This window comes from Pseudomonas sp. JS3066 (genome assembly GCF_036328175.1).
GTDB lineage: Bacteria > Pseudomonadota > Gammaproteobacteria > Pseudomonadales > Pseudomonadaceae > Metapseudomonas.
Genome location: NZ_CP143313.1, coordinates 46621 through 62502, shown reverse-complemented (window position 1 = coordinate 62502; position 15882 = coordinate 46621). Strand labels below are relative to the sequence as shown.

General features: G+C 52.5%; 12 protein-coding genes and 4 pseudogenes. 15 read left to right on the top strand and 1 reads right to left on the bottom strand.

Annotation, left to right across the window (positions count from 1 at the left end; translation table 11 throughout):
- Positions 1–16: 16 nt before the first annotated feature.
- Together SA496_RS29405 and SA496_RS28830 are read left to right on the top strand one after the other, a co-directional pair.
- Positions 17–160 (top strand): annotated as a pseudogene (locus SA496_RS29405) (hypothetical protein); the annotation flags it as partial.
- A gap of 174 nt (positions 161–334) precedes the next feature.
- A complete protein-coding gene (locus SA496_RS28830) occupies positions 335–1363 on the top strand; it encodes an IS30 family transposase (protein ID WP_019818564.1) in 1029 nt (342 codons plus the stop codon).
- A gap of 28 nt (positions 1364–1391) precedes the next feature.
- Here the strand turns inward: SA496_RS28830 and SA496_RS28825 are convergent.
- Positions 1392–2558, bottom strand: a pseudogene (locus SA496_RS28825) (IS256 family transposase); the annotation flags it as partial.
- A gap of 373 nt (positions 2559–2931) precedes the next feature.
- Here SA496_RS28825 and SA496_RS28820 point away from each other — a divergent pair.
- The 13 genes and pseudogenes from SA496_RS28820 to SA496_RS28760 all read left to right on the top strand — a co-directional run bounded on the left by SA496_RS28820 (position 2932) and on the right by SA496_RS28760 (position 15849).
- The gene (locus SA496_RS28820; protein WP_330115683.1) at positions 2932–4419 is read left to right on the top strand and encodes a glutamine synthetase family protein; all 1488 of its coding nucleotides are present in this window, start codon (positions 2932–2934) and stop codon (positions 4417–4419) included.
- Between the two features lie 15 nt (positions 4420–4434).
- The gene (locus tag SA496_RS28815; protein WP_330115682.1) at positions 4435–5163 is read left to right on the top strand and encodes a type 1 glutamine amidotransferase; all 729 of its coding nucleotides are present in this window, start codon (positions 4435–4437) and stop codon (positions 5161–5163) included.
- A complete protein-coding gene (locus SA496_RS28810) occupies positions 5160–6440 on the top strand; it encodes an aromatic ring-hydroxylating oxygenase subunit alpha (protein ID WP_330115681.1) in 1281 nt (426 codons plus the stop codon). The genes SA496_RS28815 and SA496_RS28810 overlap by 4 nt, the downstream gene beginning before the upstream one ends.
- A gap of 1 nt (position 6441) precedes the next feature.
- A complete protein-coding gene (locus SA496_RS28805; protein WP_102886298.1) occupies positions 6442–7038 on the top strand; it encodes an aromatic-ring-hydroxylating dioxygenase subunit beta in 597 nt (198 codons plus the stop codon).
- A gap of 12 nt (positions 7039–7050) precedes the next feature.
- Entirely contained in the window at positions 7051–8058 is a 1008-nt protein-coding gene (locus SA496_RS28800) for a ferredoxin--NADP reductase (protein WP_442965100.1), read from the top strand.
- A gap of 9 nt (positions 8059–8067) precedes the next feature.
- Positions 8068–8514, top strand: a pseudogene (nagB, locus tag SA496_RS28795) (1,2-dihydroxy-1,2-dihydronaphthalene dehydrogenase NagB); the annotation flags it as partial.
- Positions 8515–8562: 48 nt separating this feature from the next.
- Positions 8563–10014, top strand: coding sequence for an aldehyde dehydrogenase (locus SA496_RS28790; RefSeq protein ID WP_330115694.1), 1452 nt, complete (start codon positions 8563–8565; stop codon positions 10012–10014).
- 25 nt (positions 10015–10039) lie between these two features.
- The gene (gene nahC / locus SA496_RS28785) at positions 10040–10948 is read left to right on the top strand and encodes a 1,2-dihydroxynaphthalene dioxygenase (RefSeq protein ID WP_330115693.1); all 909 of its coding nucleotides are present in this window, start codon (positions 10040–10042) and stop codon (positions 10946–10948) included.
- Between the two features lie 9 nt (positions 10949–10957).
- Positions 10958–12009: pseudogene (locus SA496_RS28780) on the top strand (IS3 family transposase); the annotation flags it as partial.
- A gap of 85 nt (positions 12010–12094) precedes the next feature.
- On the top strand, positions 12095–13132 hold the full coding sequence (locus tag SA496_RS28775; RefSeq protein WP_330115692.1) for a dihydrodipicolinate synthase family protein: 1038 nt from the start codon (positions 12095–12097) through the stop codon (positions 13130–13132).
- 188 nt (positions 13133–13320) lie between these two features.
- Complete coding sequence (locus SA496_RS28770; RefSeq protein ID WP_026437505.1) at positions 13321–13914, top strand: 2-hydroxychromene-2-carboxylate isomerase; 594 nt, start codon at positions 13321–13323, stop codon at positions 13912–13914.
- Between the two features lie 58 nt (positions 13915–13972).
- Positions 13973–14578 carry a glutathione transferase GstA gene (gstA, locus tag SA496_RS28765; RefSeq protein WP_026437506.1) on the top strand — a complete coding sequence of 202 codons (606 nt, stop codon included), beginning with the start codon at positions 13973–13975 and terminating at the stop codon, positions 14576–14578.
- A gap of 230 nt (positions 14579–14808) precedes the next feature.
- Positions 14809–15849, top strand: coding sequence for a cupin domain-containing protein (locus tag SA496_RS28760; protein WP_228771123.1), 1041 nt, complete (start codon positions 14809–14811; stop codon positions 15847–15849).
- Positions 15850–15882: the final 33 nt, after the last annotated feature.

Below are 15882 nucleotides of genomic sequence, written 5' to 3'. Positions count from 1 at the left end.
ACTTTTGAGGTTCACGATGCAGGGTTGGCACACAACGTTTTTGGGGATGCGTGGGCTCCCCCGCGATATCAGCGACTTCGAGATGAAGGCATTTTTCACCTTCGATGGTGCCGAGCGCGACGCAATCAATGCACGCCGAGGTGATTCCCACAAGCTTGGGAGTTATTGTCAAATCTGGTGTATGACCATCAGGCAGCGTTCCTGTCCGATTGATTATCCACCTGTATTCCATCTTGAAACTGAACATTGTCCACGACCAGCTTCAGTTGATCGAATCCCGGCGGCCGCGAAAACTGAGTGCAACACCTGACCTTTCCGGTACGGTGCTGCCCCTATGTCCTATTCCGAACTCAGCGTCGAAGAGCGCGCCATCATTCAACTCAGTCAAGCTCAAGGCTTCAGCCTGCGCGGCATTGCTCGCCTGATTGACAGGTCGCCCTCGACCATCAGCCGAGAGCTGAAGCGCAATCGAGGCAGTAGTGGTGCTTACTCGGCCCGCTGCGCCCAGCAACAGATGAACATTCGGCGCCAGGTTTGTCGCCCCAAGCGCAAGCTTGTGCCGGGCAGCGAGCGCTTCGAACTGGTGGCCCACATGCTGCGTAAGCGTTTGTCTCCCGAGCAGATTGCCGGCAAGCTGCGCAGCATGACCATACCCAACCTCAGAGATGCCTACGTCTGTCGTGAGACGATCTATAACGCGATCTATGCCTTGCCGGTCGGCGAGTTGCGCAAGGAGCTGATCGTCTGCCTGCGCCAAGGCAAGACGACGCGCCGGCCGCGCTCTGGTGGCGTGGATCGGCGCGGCCAGATCCCTGAGATGGTCAGCATTCATGTTCGCCCGCCAGAGATCGAAGACCGGCTGATGCCGGGGCATTGGGAGGGCGACCTGATCAAGGGTAAGGCCAACGCCTCGTCGGTAGGCACGTTGGTGGAGCGCACCAGTGGCTACCTGATGCTGATGAAGATGAACGACGCAACGGCGACCTCGGCGATGGAGGGCTTCAGTGCAGCGCTCAACAGCATGCCGCTGGCGATGCGCAAGAGCATGACCTACGACCAGGGCCGGGAGATGGCGCGGCATGCTGAAATCACCCAGCAGACAGGGGTCGCTATTTACTTCTGCGACCCGCACAGCCCCTGGCAGCGCGGTAGCAACGAAAACATCAACGGCCTGATCCGCCAGTACCTGCCCAAGGGGACTGACTTGTCGGTACACAGTCAAGAGCAATTGAATGCCATCGCCTTGGAGCTGAATATGCGCCCCCGTAAACGCTTCGATTTCAAGTGCCCGATCGAAGTCATGGGCGAGGTGATGCAGGAAGCCATGGCTATGCGGCATCATGCTCCAGCTTCAAATCAATAACCGTGTTGCACTCAGCTTCTGCAACCGCCCCCTTTATTCGCTTCCAGCGTTTCTGAGCGGATTGGAGCAGTTTGAATACCATCGATAACGTGGTGTCGCGGGAGCCGCAAGACCGGCTCCGCTTGGTCCTCAGTCGTACGGTGGCGAAGGTGGATTCGATCGGGTTGGTGGTCCGCAAGTGAATCCAGTGAATCGCCGGAAAATCATAGAAGGCCAGCAGTTCGTCGCGATCCTTCTCCAGGTTCTCCATGGCCTTCGGGTACTTGTCCCGGAACCGGCTCAAGGTGCTGTTAAACGCCTTGTGAGCGCTGTCACGGGTCTCCGCCAGGTAGATCTCGTGTAGTGCTGACTTCACCTTTGGCTGCACCGACTTGGGCAGCTTGTCCAGCACATTGGCGGTCTTGTGAACCCAGCACCGTTGATGACGGGTATCAGGAAACACCTTGCTCAGGGCATTCCAGAAGCCAAGGGCGCCGTCGCCTACGGCAAGTTTGGGGGAAGGCTCCAGGCCTCGTTCCTTCAGCCCAGTCAGCAGCTCTCGCCAACTGGCTTCGGACTCCCGGTGGCCGTCCTCAACAGCTACCAGCTCCTTATGGCCATGCTCAGTGACGCCGATAATTACCAGCAGGCAAAGCCGGTCATCCAAGCGGACATTGCTGTACACGCCGTCTGCCCACCAATAGACGTAACGCGTCTGGCTCAGATCCCGCCGCTGCCAATCCTTGTGCTCATCAAGCCATTGCGCCTTGAGCCGGGACACCGTGTTGGCCGATAGGCCCTTGGCCTGTTCGCCGACCAGAGCGCTGAGGGCCTCCTGGAAGTCGCCCGACGAGATACCCCGTAGGTACAGCCATGGGATCAGCTCATCCATACTCCTCGCTCGTTTCAGATAAGGCGGTAGCAGGTGGCTATTGAAGCGTATGCCGGCACCACTGCGATCCCGGACCTTGGGCACCTGAACCTCCACATCGCCAACACCGGTCTGGATGGTGCGTTTGGGAAGATACCCATTGCGTACCACCGCCTGCCGGCCATCGGCCGTCTTGATGTCAGCGTACTGGCTCAAGAGACCTTCGAGCTCTGTCTCAACTGCCCGGGCAATCAGGTCACGCGCACCTTGCCGAATCAGCTCGTGCAGCGGGTCATTGCTAGTCATCTCTGGCTGTGAAAGAGCATGCAGGTTAGACTTGGACATGGCGTATCATTCCTCTGTTGGTTGTGATCGTCGCGGTGATCAACCAACAGGATACGCCACCCCTTCAGCCTGCTTCCATACACCAGAAATCACCATAACTCTTGACACACAGGGTGACAGGGTGACAGCGTGATAGGATGGTTTGAAGACGTTGTCGAATTGCCGGCTGTTTGAAGAAATCGGTGGTCTGAGTAGCTAAAGTGGGCAGACAGTCCATAAAAGCGGAAATATAGCCTTTTATCAATATCGGTGAAGCGTTTTTGCAAAACAGTTATGCATAATTGTAATGGTAAATAATTGTAAACCAAATTACTGTTTAATTATTGACATTGATCAATAAAAGTTCTCAATAACCATAGAAAGGTACTCCCGAATGAGCCGAAAATTTGATTTTATTACCAAAAATAATCTTTGGACAAATGAGCAGCGAGATGCAGCCGACAAAGTTCTCGCAGAAATTGATTCTTTAGGGCTTGAGATGATTCGGCTTTCTTGGGCCGATCAATACGGTCTCCTTAGAGGCAAATCACTCACGGTTGCATCGCTTAAATCAGCCTTTAAAGAAGGGTCAGAAGTTGCGATAGGACCTTTCTTTTTCGACCTAGTCAGCTCAATGGTTTTCAACCTATTTACTACTGCTGGTGACTTCGGAGATGAGTTGAGTGGTAACCCGACTGTGGTGATGGTTCCAGATCCTACGACGTTCAAGGTCTTACCTTGGGCAGATAAAACCGGCTGGATGCTGGCAGATCTGCATTGGAAATCTGGTGAACCATTCCCATTATGTCCCCGCGGTATCATGAAGAAGGCTGTCAAATCGTTAAGCGATGAAGGTTACTTATTTAAATGCGGTATTGAGCTTGAATGGTACTTGACGAAAATTGTTGATCGCTCACTTTCTCCAGAGAGTTTAGGTGCGCCAGGTGTACAGCCTGATGCCATTCAAGTTCAACCCGTGGCGCAAGGGTACTCCGTTCTACTTGAACATCACTTAGATCAGGTGGACGATATTATGTCCAAGGTTCGAAAAGGTCTTCTCGAGCTCAATCTGCCTTTGCGCTCAATAGAAGATGAGTGGGCACCAAGCCAAATGGAAACCACGTTTGATGTAATGGAAGGTTTAGAAGCAGCCGATGCAGCGCTACTTATAAAATCGGCCATCAAACAAATATGTTCACGACATGGTTATCACGCAACATTTATGTGCAAGCCGGCAATTAACGGGTTCTTTGCTTCAGGCTGGCATATGCATCAATCACTAGTGGATAAAGATACCCGAAAGAATCTTTTTATACCCTCAGAAGGGGAAGTGCTATCCCCGCTAGGTCGAGCTTATGCTGGTGGATTACTTGCAAATGGTAGTGCCGCCTCGAGTTTCACAACACCAACTGTGAATGGGTATCGAAGACGTCAGCCGTACTCGCTTGCACCAGACCGAAGAGCTTGGGCGAAAGATAACAAGGCAGCGATGGTCCGTGTAGTTTCTGCAACAGGCGATCCGGCTAGCCGGATCGAAAATCGTATTGGTGAGCCCGGCGCCAACCCTTATTTATATATGGCATCACAAATTGTCTCTGGGCTTGATGGCATTAAAAACAAAAAGGATCCCGGCGAGTTGCAAGAGTCTCCTTATGATGCACAAGTACCAATGCTGCCAACGACTTTGGCTGAGGCTCTGGATGCTCTTGAGCACGATTCGGAGTTGTTTAGAAGCTGCTTTGGCGACACCTTTATTAAATATTGGCTGCAATTAAGAAGATCCGAGTGGGCAAGATTTCTCGATGCTGAAGGTGCTGAGGCTGCTGAGCCTACAGGTGCTGTCACGCAGTGGGAACAAAAAGAATACTTCAACTTACTGTGATTTTCAGAGGTCAATATGTCTAAACGCTTTGCATTATTGTGGTGCTCTGAAGAAGAGCGCTTTGATTATCGAGAAGAAATGGTAAATGCCTTTAAAACTGAAAACTCCGACTGGGAAGTTATAAGTGCATTCACAGACTTAAATAAAATTATCGATAATTACGATGGCTTTGTTATCAGTGGTAGTGAGTACTCAGTTAATGCTGATAAAGAAAAGTTTTCTGGCTTATTTGAATTTATTCGAGCGGTCCATAAGAAAGAAAAACCAATTGTTGGCATATGCTTCGGTTGTCAGTCCCTTGCTGTCGCACTTGGCGGAGAGGTGGGTTTGAACCCTAGTCGTGAGTATAGGTTTGGAACTGATGAGCTCACGTTTCAAAATGGACTTAACAAACATGTTGGTACCAGTGAAGAGCGAGTGAGGCTTATTGAAGGCCATGGAGAATGCGTCATTAGACTCCCACTTGGATCTACATTACTCGCACGTTCTGATTCAACTGCTGTAGAAATTTTTGCGGTGGGGCCGTATGCAGTCGGAATTCAAGGACATCCAGAGATCAGTAAAAAAACCCTGGAGCAAGACTTTCTACGGGTTCATCTCGAAGATGGTAATTTGCAAGAAGATGAGGTACCCAGGTTTCATGCTGAGCTGAGTGGTTATCAGCCTCCTCAAGCGATACGTCAATTAGTGAAAGCGACTCTACACAAGCAAATTAATTTTCAGAACTTGGTGGGTGATGTATGAAAACCATAAATCAACTAATTCAGTCCGGGCGCGTACACCGTAAGGTCTATACAGAAGCATCTATTTTTCAAGCGGAAATGGACAAAATATTTCAAGCGAACTGGGTGTTTCTCTTACATGCAAGCCAAATTCCTAAACTTGATGATTATCAAACGGTTCGGATGGGTGGGCGACCACTGATCGTTGTAAGAAAAGGAGATGATGAGTTTCAGGCATTGCTTAATCGTTGTCCGCATCGTGGGGCAAAGGTTTGTCAAAATGATTCGGGTAACTCCAAGACATTTACTTGCCCTTACCATGGTTGGAAATTCAGGAACTCAGGCAAAGCTTTTGTTATTCCTGGTGCGAATGCCTATGGAGAGGGTTTCGATAAAGACAATTTCTCCATGACGGCAATTCCACGGGTGGAAAGCTATCGAGGTTTTGTCTTTGCTACCAGTAATGAGAACGCTGTTTCGTTAGAGGAGCATCTTGGTAGTGCGCGCCAGTATATTGATGAATGGTTAGCCCACCAGGGTGGTGAGATTAAAGTATCGAAGTCTGTTCAACGTTATGAAATAAAATGTAATTGGAAGCTGGTGTTTGATAATGCTGGTGATGGCTACCATGTCCCTTTTTCCCATCAGTCATTGCTACAAATGACTACGCTTCGATATGGCGGCGGGGATATGCAGTATATGGGTAATGCCGATGAGACAGGTGTGGGCCTTTATGCTTTGGGTAATGGTCACTCAGTGATGGATCAGCGCCCGGAAATGCATAAAGAGTCAGGGTGGGATCAGCAGCGACCACAGCCTGGCCGCGAAAGCTATGAAACACACGTTCGTAATAATAGTAGCCAGCCAGCAAGAGATTTAGAGCGAGCGGTTGGTGCTGGAATGAATATTAATATTTTTCCAAACTTACTGTTAATTGGCAACCAAATACAGGTTATTGATCCTATTTCTGTTAATGAAACAGTTCTGCATTGGCATGCAACCTTGCTTGCTGGTGATAATGAAGAGCTCAATGCAATTCGGATGCGCACTCAGGAGGATTTTCCAATTATGGGTGAGGTGGATGACGTGGCCAACTTTGAATCATGTCAAGAAGGACTCGAGACCATGCCGGAAATCGAATGGATCGATATTAGCAGGCATATGAATGAAGGAGAAAATGCTTGCTACCAAGATGTTATACAACATAAACCAACATCTGAGATCCATAGTCGCCATTATTTTGATACCTGGCTACAGCTAATGTCTGCAGTAAACAAAGAGAATCAGTCTGAGGTTTAAAATGAATAATAATAAAGATCTTAGTATAAAAATTGTTGATCCTAGCGCTGTTAACCTCGCTTATTATCAAGAGATTAAGCAGTACTCTGATTATTTTTGGAATCTTTCTAACCTTGGTGAGCCTGCGCTTGATCACAAGATAAATATGTTTCTGACTAAAGAAGCTCGGCTTTTGGATCAGCAGTGTTTTGATGAGTGGTTAACACTGTTTCTGGAGGATGGCTGTTACTGGATTCCTGGCAGTATGCCGGCGGCGTCACCTGCCAGCGAGGTCACATATGAGTTTCATGATATACGCAGACTGAAAGATCGAATTGTAAGGCTGCAAACGGGTTTTGCCTATTCGCAGATACCTGTTTCAAAAACTAATCGCATCCTTGGGGCGCCAGAAGTATGGGCAGTGCCGGGCTCAATTGATAGTTTTTTAGTGCGGGCGAGTTTTGTTATTAGTGAGAGTCGAGCAGATAACTCTAAAGTTATAAGTGGCTGGTATGGCTATGTAATCACTGCAGAAAATGGCACTCTAAAAATAAAAATGAAACAAGTAAATTTGAATGATTGCAAGTCGCCGCAGGGAAATAACTCATTCTTTCTATAGCGTGTTATCAAAATGAATATATTAGAGTTTGAAGTTGTTAATAAAATAAAAGAAACTGATGATTCTTTTTCATTTGTTTTGAAACCTATTAACAATACAAGACCAGGCTATAAGTCTGGTCAGTATTTACCAATAAAAATCCATCACAAGTCGGGGGTTTTATTTCGTTCTTATTCACTATCGTCTTCACCTGCAGCCAATGAGGATTTTAAAATTACGGTTAAGAGAGAACAGGGAGGAAAGGGCTCAAATTGGTTATGTGACAATATAAATGTTGGTGACTCGTTAGAAACGCTTTACCCAGCCGGAAACTTTTATCCGCAGCATTGGAATACTAATACCGTGTTATTTGCAGGTGGCAGTGGTATAACACCAATTATATCTATAATAAAGACTATGCTAATTAAATATAATAATAAAATAAAGCTATTTTATGCGAGCTCTTTAAGGCGTTCGGTTATATTTGAGAAAGAACTGAAAGCGCTTGCTTTGCAGTATCCTGAGCGACTAAAGGTGGAGTTCTGGTTTTCGGATGAACAGGGAACGCCAACACCGTCCGAATTTGAAAGATATATTGATAGTGATCCACATACCCAATATTTAATGTGTGGGCCTACTCCATTTATGGATAGTGCGGAGAAGCTCCTTATTGATTCGGGCATAGCATCGGATCTTATCACTAAGGAGTCTTTTACCGGTAGCGCTTCATCAGAATGCGATACAGTTGAAAGCTCAGCTGAAAAAGATGTCACTGTAAACTTTATGCTAAATGGCATTAAGAACAGCGTTATGTGCTCCGAAGATGATTTTATTTTAAACGAGATAATAAAAGCTGGAATTAATGTTCCTAGTTCGTGCTGTGCTGGTAATTGTGGGTCTTGCATGTGTCTGCTGGTGAGTGGAGATGTAATTCTAGAAAGCAATACTGTTTTGGACGCTTCTGATGAGGAAGACGGCTGGATCTTGGCGTGTCGATCTAAACCGAGATCGAAAAATATAGAAATATCCTTCGACCAATAATACTGAATTGACATCAACGTCAAAAGCTATTTCAGCGGCATCAGCGCGGCCTTGCCGGAACTCAAAAAAACGAACGGATCGGTCGTAGTGACGGCTTCCGTTTCTTCCTATGCGGCCGGCGGCGGCTCTTGCTACATTGCCAGCAAGCATGCAGTGCTGGGCATGGTCAAGGCGTTGGCCTACGAATTGGCCCCGCACATCCGGGTCAATGGCGTTGCGCCAGGTGGTACGGTCACTTCTTTGGCGGGGCCGGCAAGCGCCGGTTTCGACAAAACCAAAATGAAAGACATGCCCGGCATCGATGACATGATCAAGGGCCTGACCCCCTTGGGGTTCGCAGCAAGGCCCGAGGACGTGGTGGCACCGTATCTTTTGCTGGCCTCCCGGGAACAAGGGAAGTTCATCACTGGCACCGTAATCGGCATTGATGGCGGCATGGCGCTCGGCCGAAAGTGAATTTTCAATCAAATTAGATTTTTCAACCCCATTCCCAGGAGACAACCCATGAAGACGAAATTGTTTATCAACAACACCTGGAGCGCTTCGAGTGACAAAAAGTCATTTGATCGCAAGCACCCTGTCAGTGGCGAGGTCGTGACCCAATGCGCGAACGCCACGGTGGACGATGCGGTCAATGCGGCTCGAGCCGCTCAAGAGGCGTTCAAATCTTGGAAGGCCGTTGGGCCTTCGGAGCGGCGGCGCCTTCTTTTGAAGGTGGCAGACGTCATGGAGAGCAAAACGCCCGAGTTCATCGAAGTGATGGCCAAGGAAGTGGGAGCCTCCGCGCTGTGGGCGGGGTTCAACGTGCACCTGTCGGCCAATGTATTCCGGGAAGCCGCCTCACTAGCCACCCAAATTCAAGGCGAAACCATTCCGACGGACAAGCCTGACACCCTGTCGATGACGCTGCGTCAGCCGGTTGGCCCCATCTTGAGCATCGCTCCCTGGAACGGCACCGCCGTGCTCGCGGCGCGGGCCATCGCTTATCCGCTGGTCTGCGGCAATACCGTTGTGTTCAAAGGCTCCGAGTTCAGCCCCGGCACGCACGCTTTGATCACCAAGTGCCTGCAGGAGGCCGGCCTGCCTGCTGGCGTGCTCAATTATCTGAACTCCTCCCCGGACCGGTCGCCCGATATTGCAGATGCGCTGATTTCGTCTAAAGAGATTCGTCGCATCAACTTCACGGGCTCCACTCGCGTGGGGCGCATCATCGCCCAGAAATCGGCCCAGCATCTCAAGCGTTGCTTGCTGGAGTTGGGCGGCAAGTCCCCGCTGATCGTTCTGGACGACGCTGACATCGACGCGGCGGTCAAGGCAGCGGTGTTCGGCAGCTTCCTGTTCCAAGGCCAGATCTGCATGTCCACCGAACGCCTGGTGGTCGACGAGAAGATCGCGGACGAATTTGTCGCGAAGTTCGTCGAGAAAACCAAGAAGTTGAGTGCAGGCGATCCGTGCGTGACCGGGGACTGCGTCATTGGTCCGATGGTGTCGTCCAACTCGGGGGACCGGATCAATGGCCTGTTGAAAGATGCCATCGACAAGGGTGCCAAGGTCGTGTGCGGTGGTATGGCCGAGGGTGCGGTCATGCCCGCCACGATCCTGGACCACGTGACAGCCGACATGCAGATCTACGATGAGGAAACCTTTGGTCCCATCACTGTGGTTGTTCGTTGCAAGGGCGAAGCCGATGCCATCCGTATTGCCAACGACAGTGCATATGGCCTGTCATCGGGCGTGTTTGGCCGGGACGTGAACCGGGCCCTGCGCGTGGGCATGGCGATCGAATACGGCTCGGTCCATATCAACGGGTCCACCGTACAGACCGAGGCGCAGGCGCCTTATGGCGGCACAAAGGCCACCGGTTATGGCCGCTTCGATGGACGCGCGGTGATCGACGAGTTCACGGAGCTCAAATGGCTAACCATTGAACCGTTCGAACAGCAGTATCCCTTCTAAGCCGAAGCAACAAAGGAGTTAAACCATGAACAAGCAAGCAGCAGTCATTGAACTAGGATACATGGGCATTTCGGTCAAGGATCCCGCAGCGTGGAAATCCTTTGCCGCGAACATGCTGGGGCTTCAAGTCCTCGATGAAGGTGACAAGGACCGCTTCTATCTGCGAATGGACAATTGGCACCACAGAATCGTGGTCCATCACAATGGTCAAGATGACCTTGAATACCTGGGCTGGCGTGTCGCCGGTCAACCGGAATTCGAGGCATTGGGTCAAAAGCTCGTGGACGCAGGCTACAAAGTCCACGTGTGCGACAAAGCCGAAGCACAAGAACGGATGGTACTGGGCCTGATGAAGACAGAAGATCCGGGGGGCAACCCGACCGAGATTTTCTGGGGACCTCGGATTGACCTGAACAATCCCTTCCACCCCGGTCGTCCCTTGCACGGAAAATTTCTAACCGGCGATCAGGGCCTAGGCCACTGCATCGTGCGTCAGAATGATGTTGAAGCGGCGCGTAAGTTCTATAGCTTGCTGGGATTTCGTGGAGATGTCGAGTACCGCCTTCCTTTGCCCAACGGCATGACCGCTGAGTTGACGTTCATGCATTGCAACGCTCGCGATCACTCCATCGCGTTCGGCGCAATGCCTGCGGCCAAGCGCATCAATCATCTGATGATTGAATACACCCATCTGGAAGATCTGGGTTATACGCACCAGCTTTTCATGAAGAACAAGATTGACATCGCATTGCAACTGGGTATTCATGCCAACGACAAGGCGCTGACGTTCTATGGTGCAACACCTTCCGGCTGGCTGATCGAACCTGGGTGGCGAGGCGCCCCCGCCATTGCTGAATCGGAATATTACGTCGGCGACATTTTCGGTCACGCCATCGAGGCCACCGGTTATGGATTGGACGTCAAACTGAGCTAGGGAAATCCTGCAAAACCCCCCAAGCGTCATGGCGTCAGCGAGCAGAGCATCTATGGCTGGCGCAAGCGGTATGGCGAGTTCAGCGTTGATGAGGTGCGGCGCCTGAAGGATCTGGAGGCAGAGAACACGCGGCTGCGCAAGATGCTGGTTGACCGCGACCTTGAGCTGGAGGTCATGAAGGAGATCAACAAGCGAAAGTGGTAAGCGTACGAGCTCGGCAGGAACAGGTCCGCCAAGCCTGCTCCATGGGGTTGTCCGAACGCCGGGCTTGTACGCTGCTTGAGGTATCTCGATCGGGGTTTCGCTACGAGCGCACGAAGGCGACAGCCGACGAGCCGGTCTCGCAAAAGATGAAGGAGTTGGCCTTGCAGTATCCACGCTACGGTTACCGACGTATTCGCATCTTCATGGCGCGCGAGGGTTACGCGATGAGTGCGGCCAGAGCCTGGCGGCTGTGGCATGAAGCGGGCTTGCAGATTGCGCGTCGTCGACCGCGCAAACGCGTGGCAGGCAGCCTGCCGCGTCCCTTGCCATCGAATCAGGCCAACCAGGTCTGGTCCTATGACTTCGTGTTCGACGCCTGTGCCAATGGGCAGCAACTAAAGTGTCTGACCATCGTCGATGAGTACACGCGGGAATGCCTGGCCATTGACGTGGCCGGATCCATCCGTACGAATCGGGTGATTGAGGTGCTGAGTCGACTGGTGAGCGAACGCGGCGCACCGCGATATCTGCGCTCCGATCATGGGCCGGAATTTGTATCGAGTGCGCTCCTGAAGTGGAGCCTGGAGCAAGGTATCGAAACCGCGCTGATCGACCCAGGCAAGCCCTGGCAGAACGGTACGACCGAAAGCTTCAATGGCAAGTTGCGCGACGAATGCCTGAGCCTTGAATGGTTCCGTAACCGGATCGAGGCCAGGATTGTGATCGAGGACTGGCGGCGGCATTACAACGAGGTGCGCCCGCACTCCAGTCTGGGGTATCTGACGCCGCTGCAGATGGCGCAGAGCTTGAAGAACTGTTTATCAACCAACGCCATTTCCCAGACGGCGTTGGTATGAAAAAACCGGGCAGGTCAGGAGATTCTGATCGGTCCACATTGATTCCAAAATTCTGTTTGCATCACCATTTTCAAAGGAAATTTGAATGACAAGAAAGACCAGCAAAGCGACGCGCCTGACTGCAGAGGATATTCAAGGCGCATGGGTCATTATGCCGACCCCCTCCACTCCGGATGCTTCGGACTGGCGCAGCACGCACACGGTTGATCTCGACGAGACGGCCCGGATCGTCGAGGAGTTGATAGCGGCCGGGGTCAATGGCATTCTAAGCCACGGCACTTTTGGTGAATGCGCGACGCTGACGTGGGAAGAGAAGCGGGATTTTGTTTCAACGGTCGTCGAAACCGCCCGTGGTCGAGTGCCCTACTTCTGCGGCACAACAGCCTTGAATACCCGTGAAGTTATACGCCAGACCCGCGAAGTGATGGACATTGGTGCCCAAGGAACCATGCTCGGCGTGCCGATGTGGGTGAAGATGGATCTGCCCACCGCCGTGCAGTTTTATCGCGATGTGGCGGAAGCGGTGCCAGATGCTGCCATCGCTGTTTATGCCAACCCGGAGGCTTTCAAATTTGATTTTCCTCGCCCGTTTTGGGCCGAAATGTCCAAAATCCCGCAAGTTGTTACAGCCAAGTACTTGGGCATCGGAATGCTGGACTTGGATCTGAAATTGGCTCCAAATATTCGCTTCCTTCCGCATGAGGATGACTATTACGCTGCGGCCCGAATCAATCCTGAGCGCATGACCGCCTTCTGGTCCAGCGGCTCCATGTGCGGTCCAGCGACTGCCCTCATGCTTCGTGATGCGGTGACACAGGCCAAGACGACCGGTGACTGGACCAAGGCCAAGGCCATTTCAGATGACATGCGCGCTGCCGACGCCACACTGTTTCCACGCGGCGATTTCTCGGAATTCTCGAAATACAACATTGGTCTCGAAAAAGCACGAATGGACGAGGCGGGTTGGCTCAAAGCGGGGCCGTGCCGGCCACCCTATACGCTGGTACCAGATGAATACCTTGCAGGTGCTCGAAAATCAGGCAACGCCTGGGCCGCACTGCATACCAAGTACGCCGAGGAATTGAAGAAAACCAAAACGGCAACCAACTCGAAAAAGAAGTAAGTCCAGGCCCTGAGTCAGACATCTCCGATCAGCACAACCTGCTGATCTGGAGGTTTTCTGGATTAGTGCAGTCGGCGAGTTAAAAATATGCCAGTACAGAGTGGAAGCGCCACAAGCGCAGGGTGCACCGATCGCCCTGAAGCAATCTCACACTATTGCCATCTTCTCTTTGTTGGGAGTGCATGATCGTGATGGTCGATTTTTATTTCGATTTTTTGAGCCCATTTTCGTATCTGGCCAACCACCGTTTGTCGGTGCTCGCCGGGCGTTATGGATTCTCCATCCAGTATCACGCCATTGATTTGGCGCGAGCAAAAACGGCCATTGGCAACATCGGGCCATCCAATCGGGACCTCAAGGTCAAGCTTGACTACTTAAAGGTGGATTTGCAGCGATGGGCCGATCTCTATAGGATTCCGTTGGTTTTCCCCCCTAACTTCAACAGCCGCCGGGTGAATGCCGGACTGTATTACCCGGCAGCCAGGGAGCGAGCCGCTGAATATGTTCGCCTTGTTTTCGATTCGGCTTGGGGGAAAGGGTGGGCACTGGATGCTGATAGCTTGCTGGCTGAGGTATGCGACAAGCTAAACTGGGATCTCGGTGAATTTGAAGATTTTTTGAACAGCGAAAATGCCGCCAAGGCATACGACGAAGAGACGCAGGCGGCCATTGACCGAAAGGTTTTCGGGGTTCCCACCGTGTTTTGGGATGATCAAATGTGGTGGGGAAATGACCGCCTTTTCATGCTTGAGAGCAGGTTGCAAAAGGAAACGCAACCATAAATTCTCAGTGCATCGATTTTTCTGATTTTTCAACCACGCCTTGATTTTAAGGAGTCTCATGAAGCTTTATTACAGCCCCGGCGCATGTTCATTGTCGCCTCACATCATCCTTCGTGAAGGTGGATTTGACTTTCAGCTAGAAAAGGTTGATCTCGGCACCAAGGTGACTGAGACTGGTGTTGATTACAAGACCGTCAATCCCGTGGGCAGTGTCCCCGCTTTGCAAATGGATGATGGGCAGGTGCTCACCGAAGGGCCGGCCATCGTTCAATACCTCGCTGACCGTGTGCCAGAAAAATGCCTGGCACCGGCAGCTGGCTCGCTGGAGCGTTACCGACTGATGGAATGGCTGAATTTCATCTCCACCGAATTGCATAAAAGCTTCGGAGCGCTGTTCAGCCCGGTGTTTCCACAGGATGCCAAGCCAGTCATCAAGGCCCAATTGGAAAGCCGTCTTGCCCATACCGAGCAGATGCTCGGTGACAAGGTTTGGGCCATGGGGAACGACTTTTCCGTGGTGGACGCCTACTTGTTTACTGTGCTTGGCTGGGGGGCTTACGTGAATGTGGACCTTTCGCCTTGGCCCGGCCTGCAAGGCTACCTCAACCGCGTGGCTGAACGTCCAGCAGTCCGGGCCACATTGTCGGCTGAAGGTTTGATCTGATTTTTTTAGAGAAATAAATAAAGCATGGCCAGCCTCCATGAGCGGCCAGCCATGCCGCGGGGCAGCCGTGGGCAGCGGCCTCGATCAAATTTCGATGCACACAGATTACGAGCCCCTTTTTCCGACTGCGGTCGGATTCAGAAATTGCCGATACTTGCTTTGGTCTGATCGAAGCGTGAGGGATATCGGCTTCCCCTATCCACATGCTTGATGAAGAGGAGCGTATCACCATGAGTCACGAACTTGGCCGACTGGAAGACCTGCCGCAGGACTACCGAGACGAACTCAAACAACTTAACCTGGTGCCGCTATGGCCCAGCCTACGCGCGGTGCTGCCGCCCAATGTCCCGACCCGCCAGACGCAGCCGACTTACTGGTCCTACCAGACGCTCAAGCCGCTGCTGCTCAAGGCCGGTGAGCTGACCCCCATTGAGAAGGCCGAGCGCCGCGTGCTGGTGCTGGCCAACCCCGGCCACGGCCTGGAGAAGATGCAAGCCAGCGCCGCCATATACCTGGGCATGCAGTTGCTGCTGCCCGGCGAGTGGGCGCCCAGCCACCGCCACACCCCCAACGCGGTGCGCATGATCGTGGAGGGCGAGGGCGCCTACACCACCGTGGATGGCGAGAAGTGCCCCATGAGCCGGGGTGACCTCATCCTCACGCCCACCGGCCTGTGGCACGAGCACGGCCACGACGGCAACGAGCCCGTGGTGTGGCTCGATGTGCTGGACCTGCCGCTGGTGTACTACATGGAGGCCAGCTACCACATCGACGGCGAGCGCCAGCAGGTCGACCCCGGCCGGGGCGACTGCGCCTGGACCCGTGCGGGCGTGGTGCCAACCCCCGTGTTCCAGCGCAGCGACAAGCGCTATCCTCTCTTGCGCTACCCTTGGGCCGACACCCGTGCCGCCCTGCTGTCGCTGGCGGCCGACCAGCCTGAGCAGGAATGCGTGCAGGTCACCTACGTCAACCCCGAAACGGGTGACGACGCCGAGAACATCCTGGGCTTCTACGCCCTGATGCTCAAGCCCGGCCAGACCCTGCGCCTGCCCGTGCGTTCGCCCGCCGTGGTGTTCCACCAGATCGAAGGCCGCAGCGAGGCGCGCATCGCCGAGTCCACCTTCGCCCTGAGGGAAGCCGATACCTGCTGCGCCCCCGGCTACACCGAGGTGACGCTGAAAAACCTCTCAGCCGACCAGCCGTCCTTCATCTTCATGGCCGACGAATCGCCCCTGCACCGCAAGCTGGGCGTCTTTGAAAACCGCGGCTGAGCCGCCGCGAAGCACCACACAACAGGAAAGCAA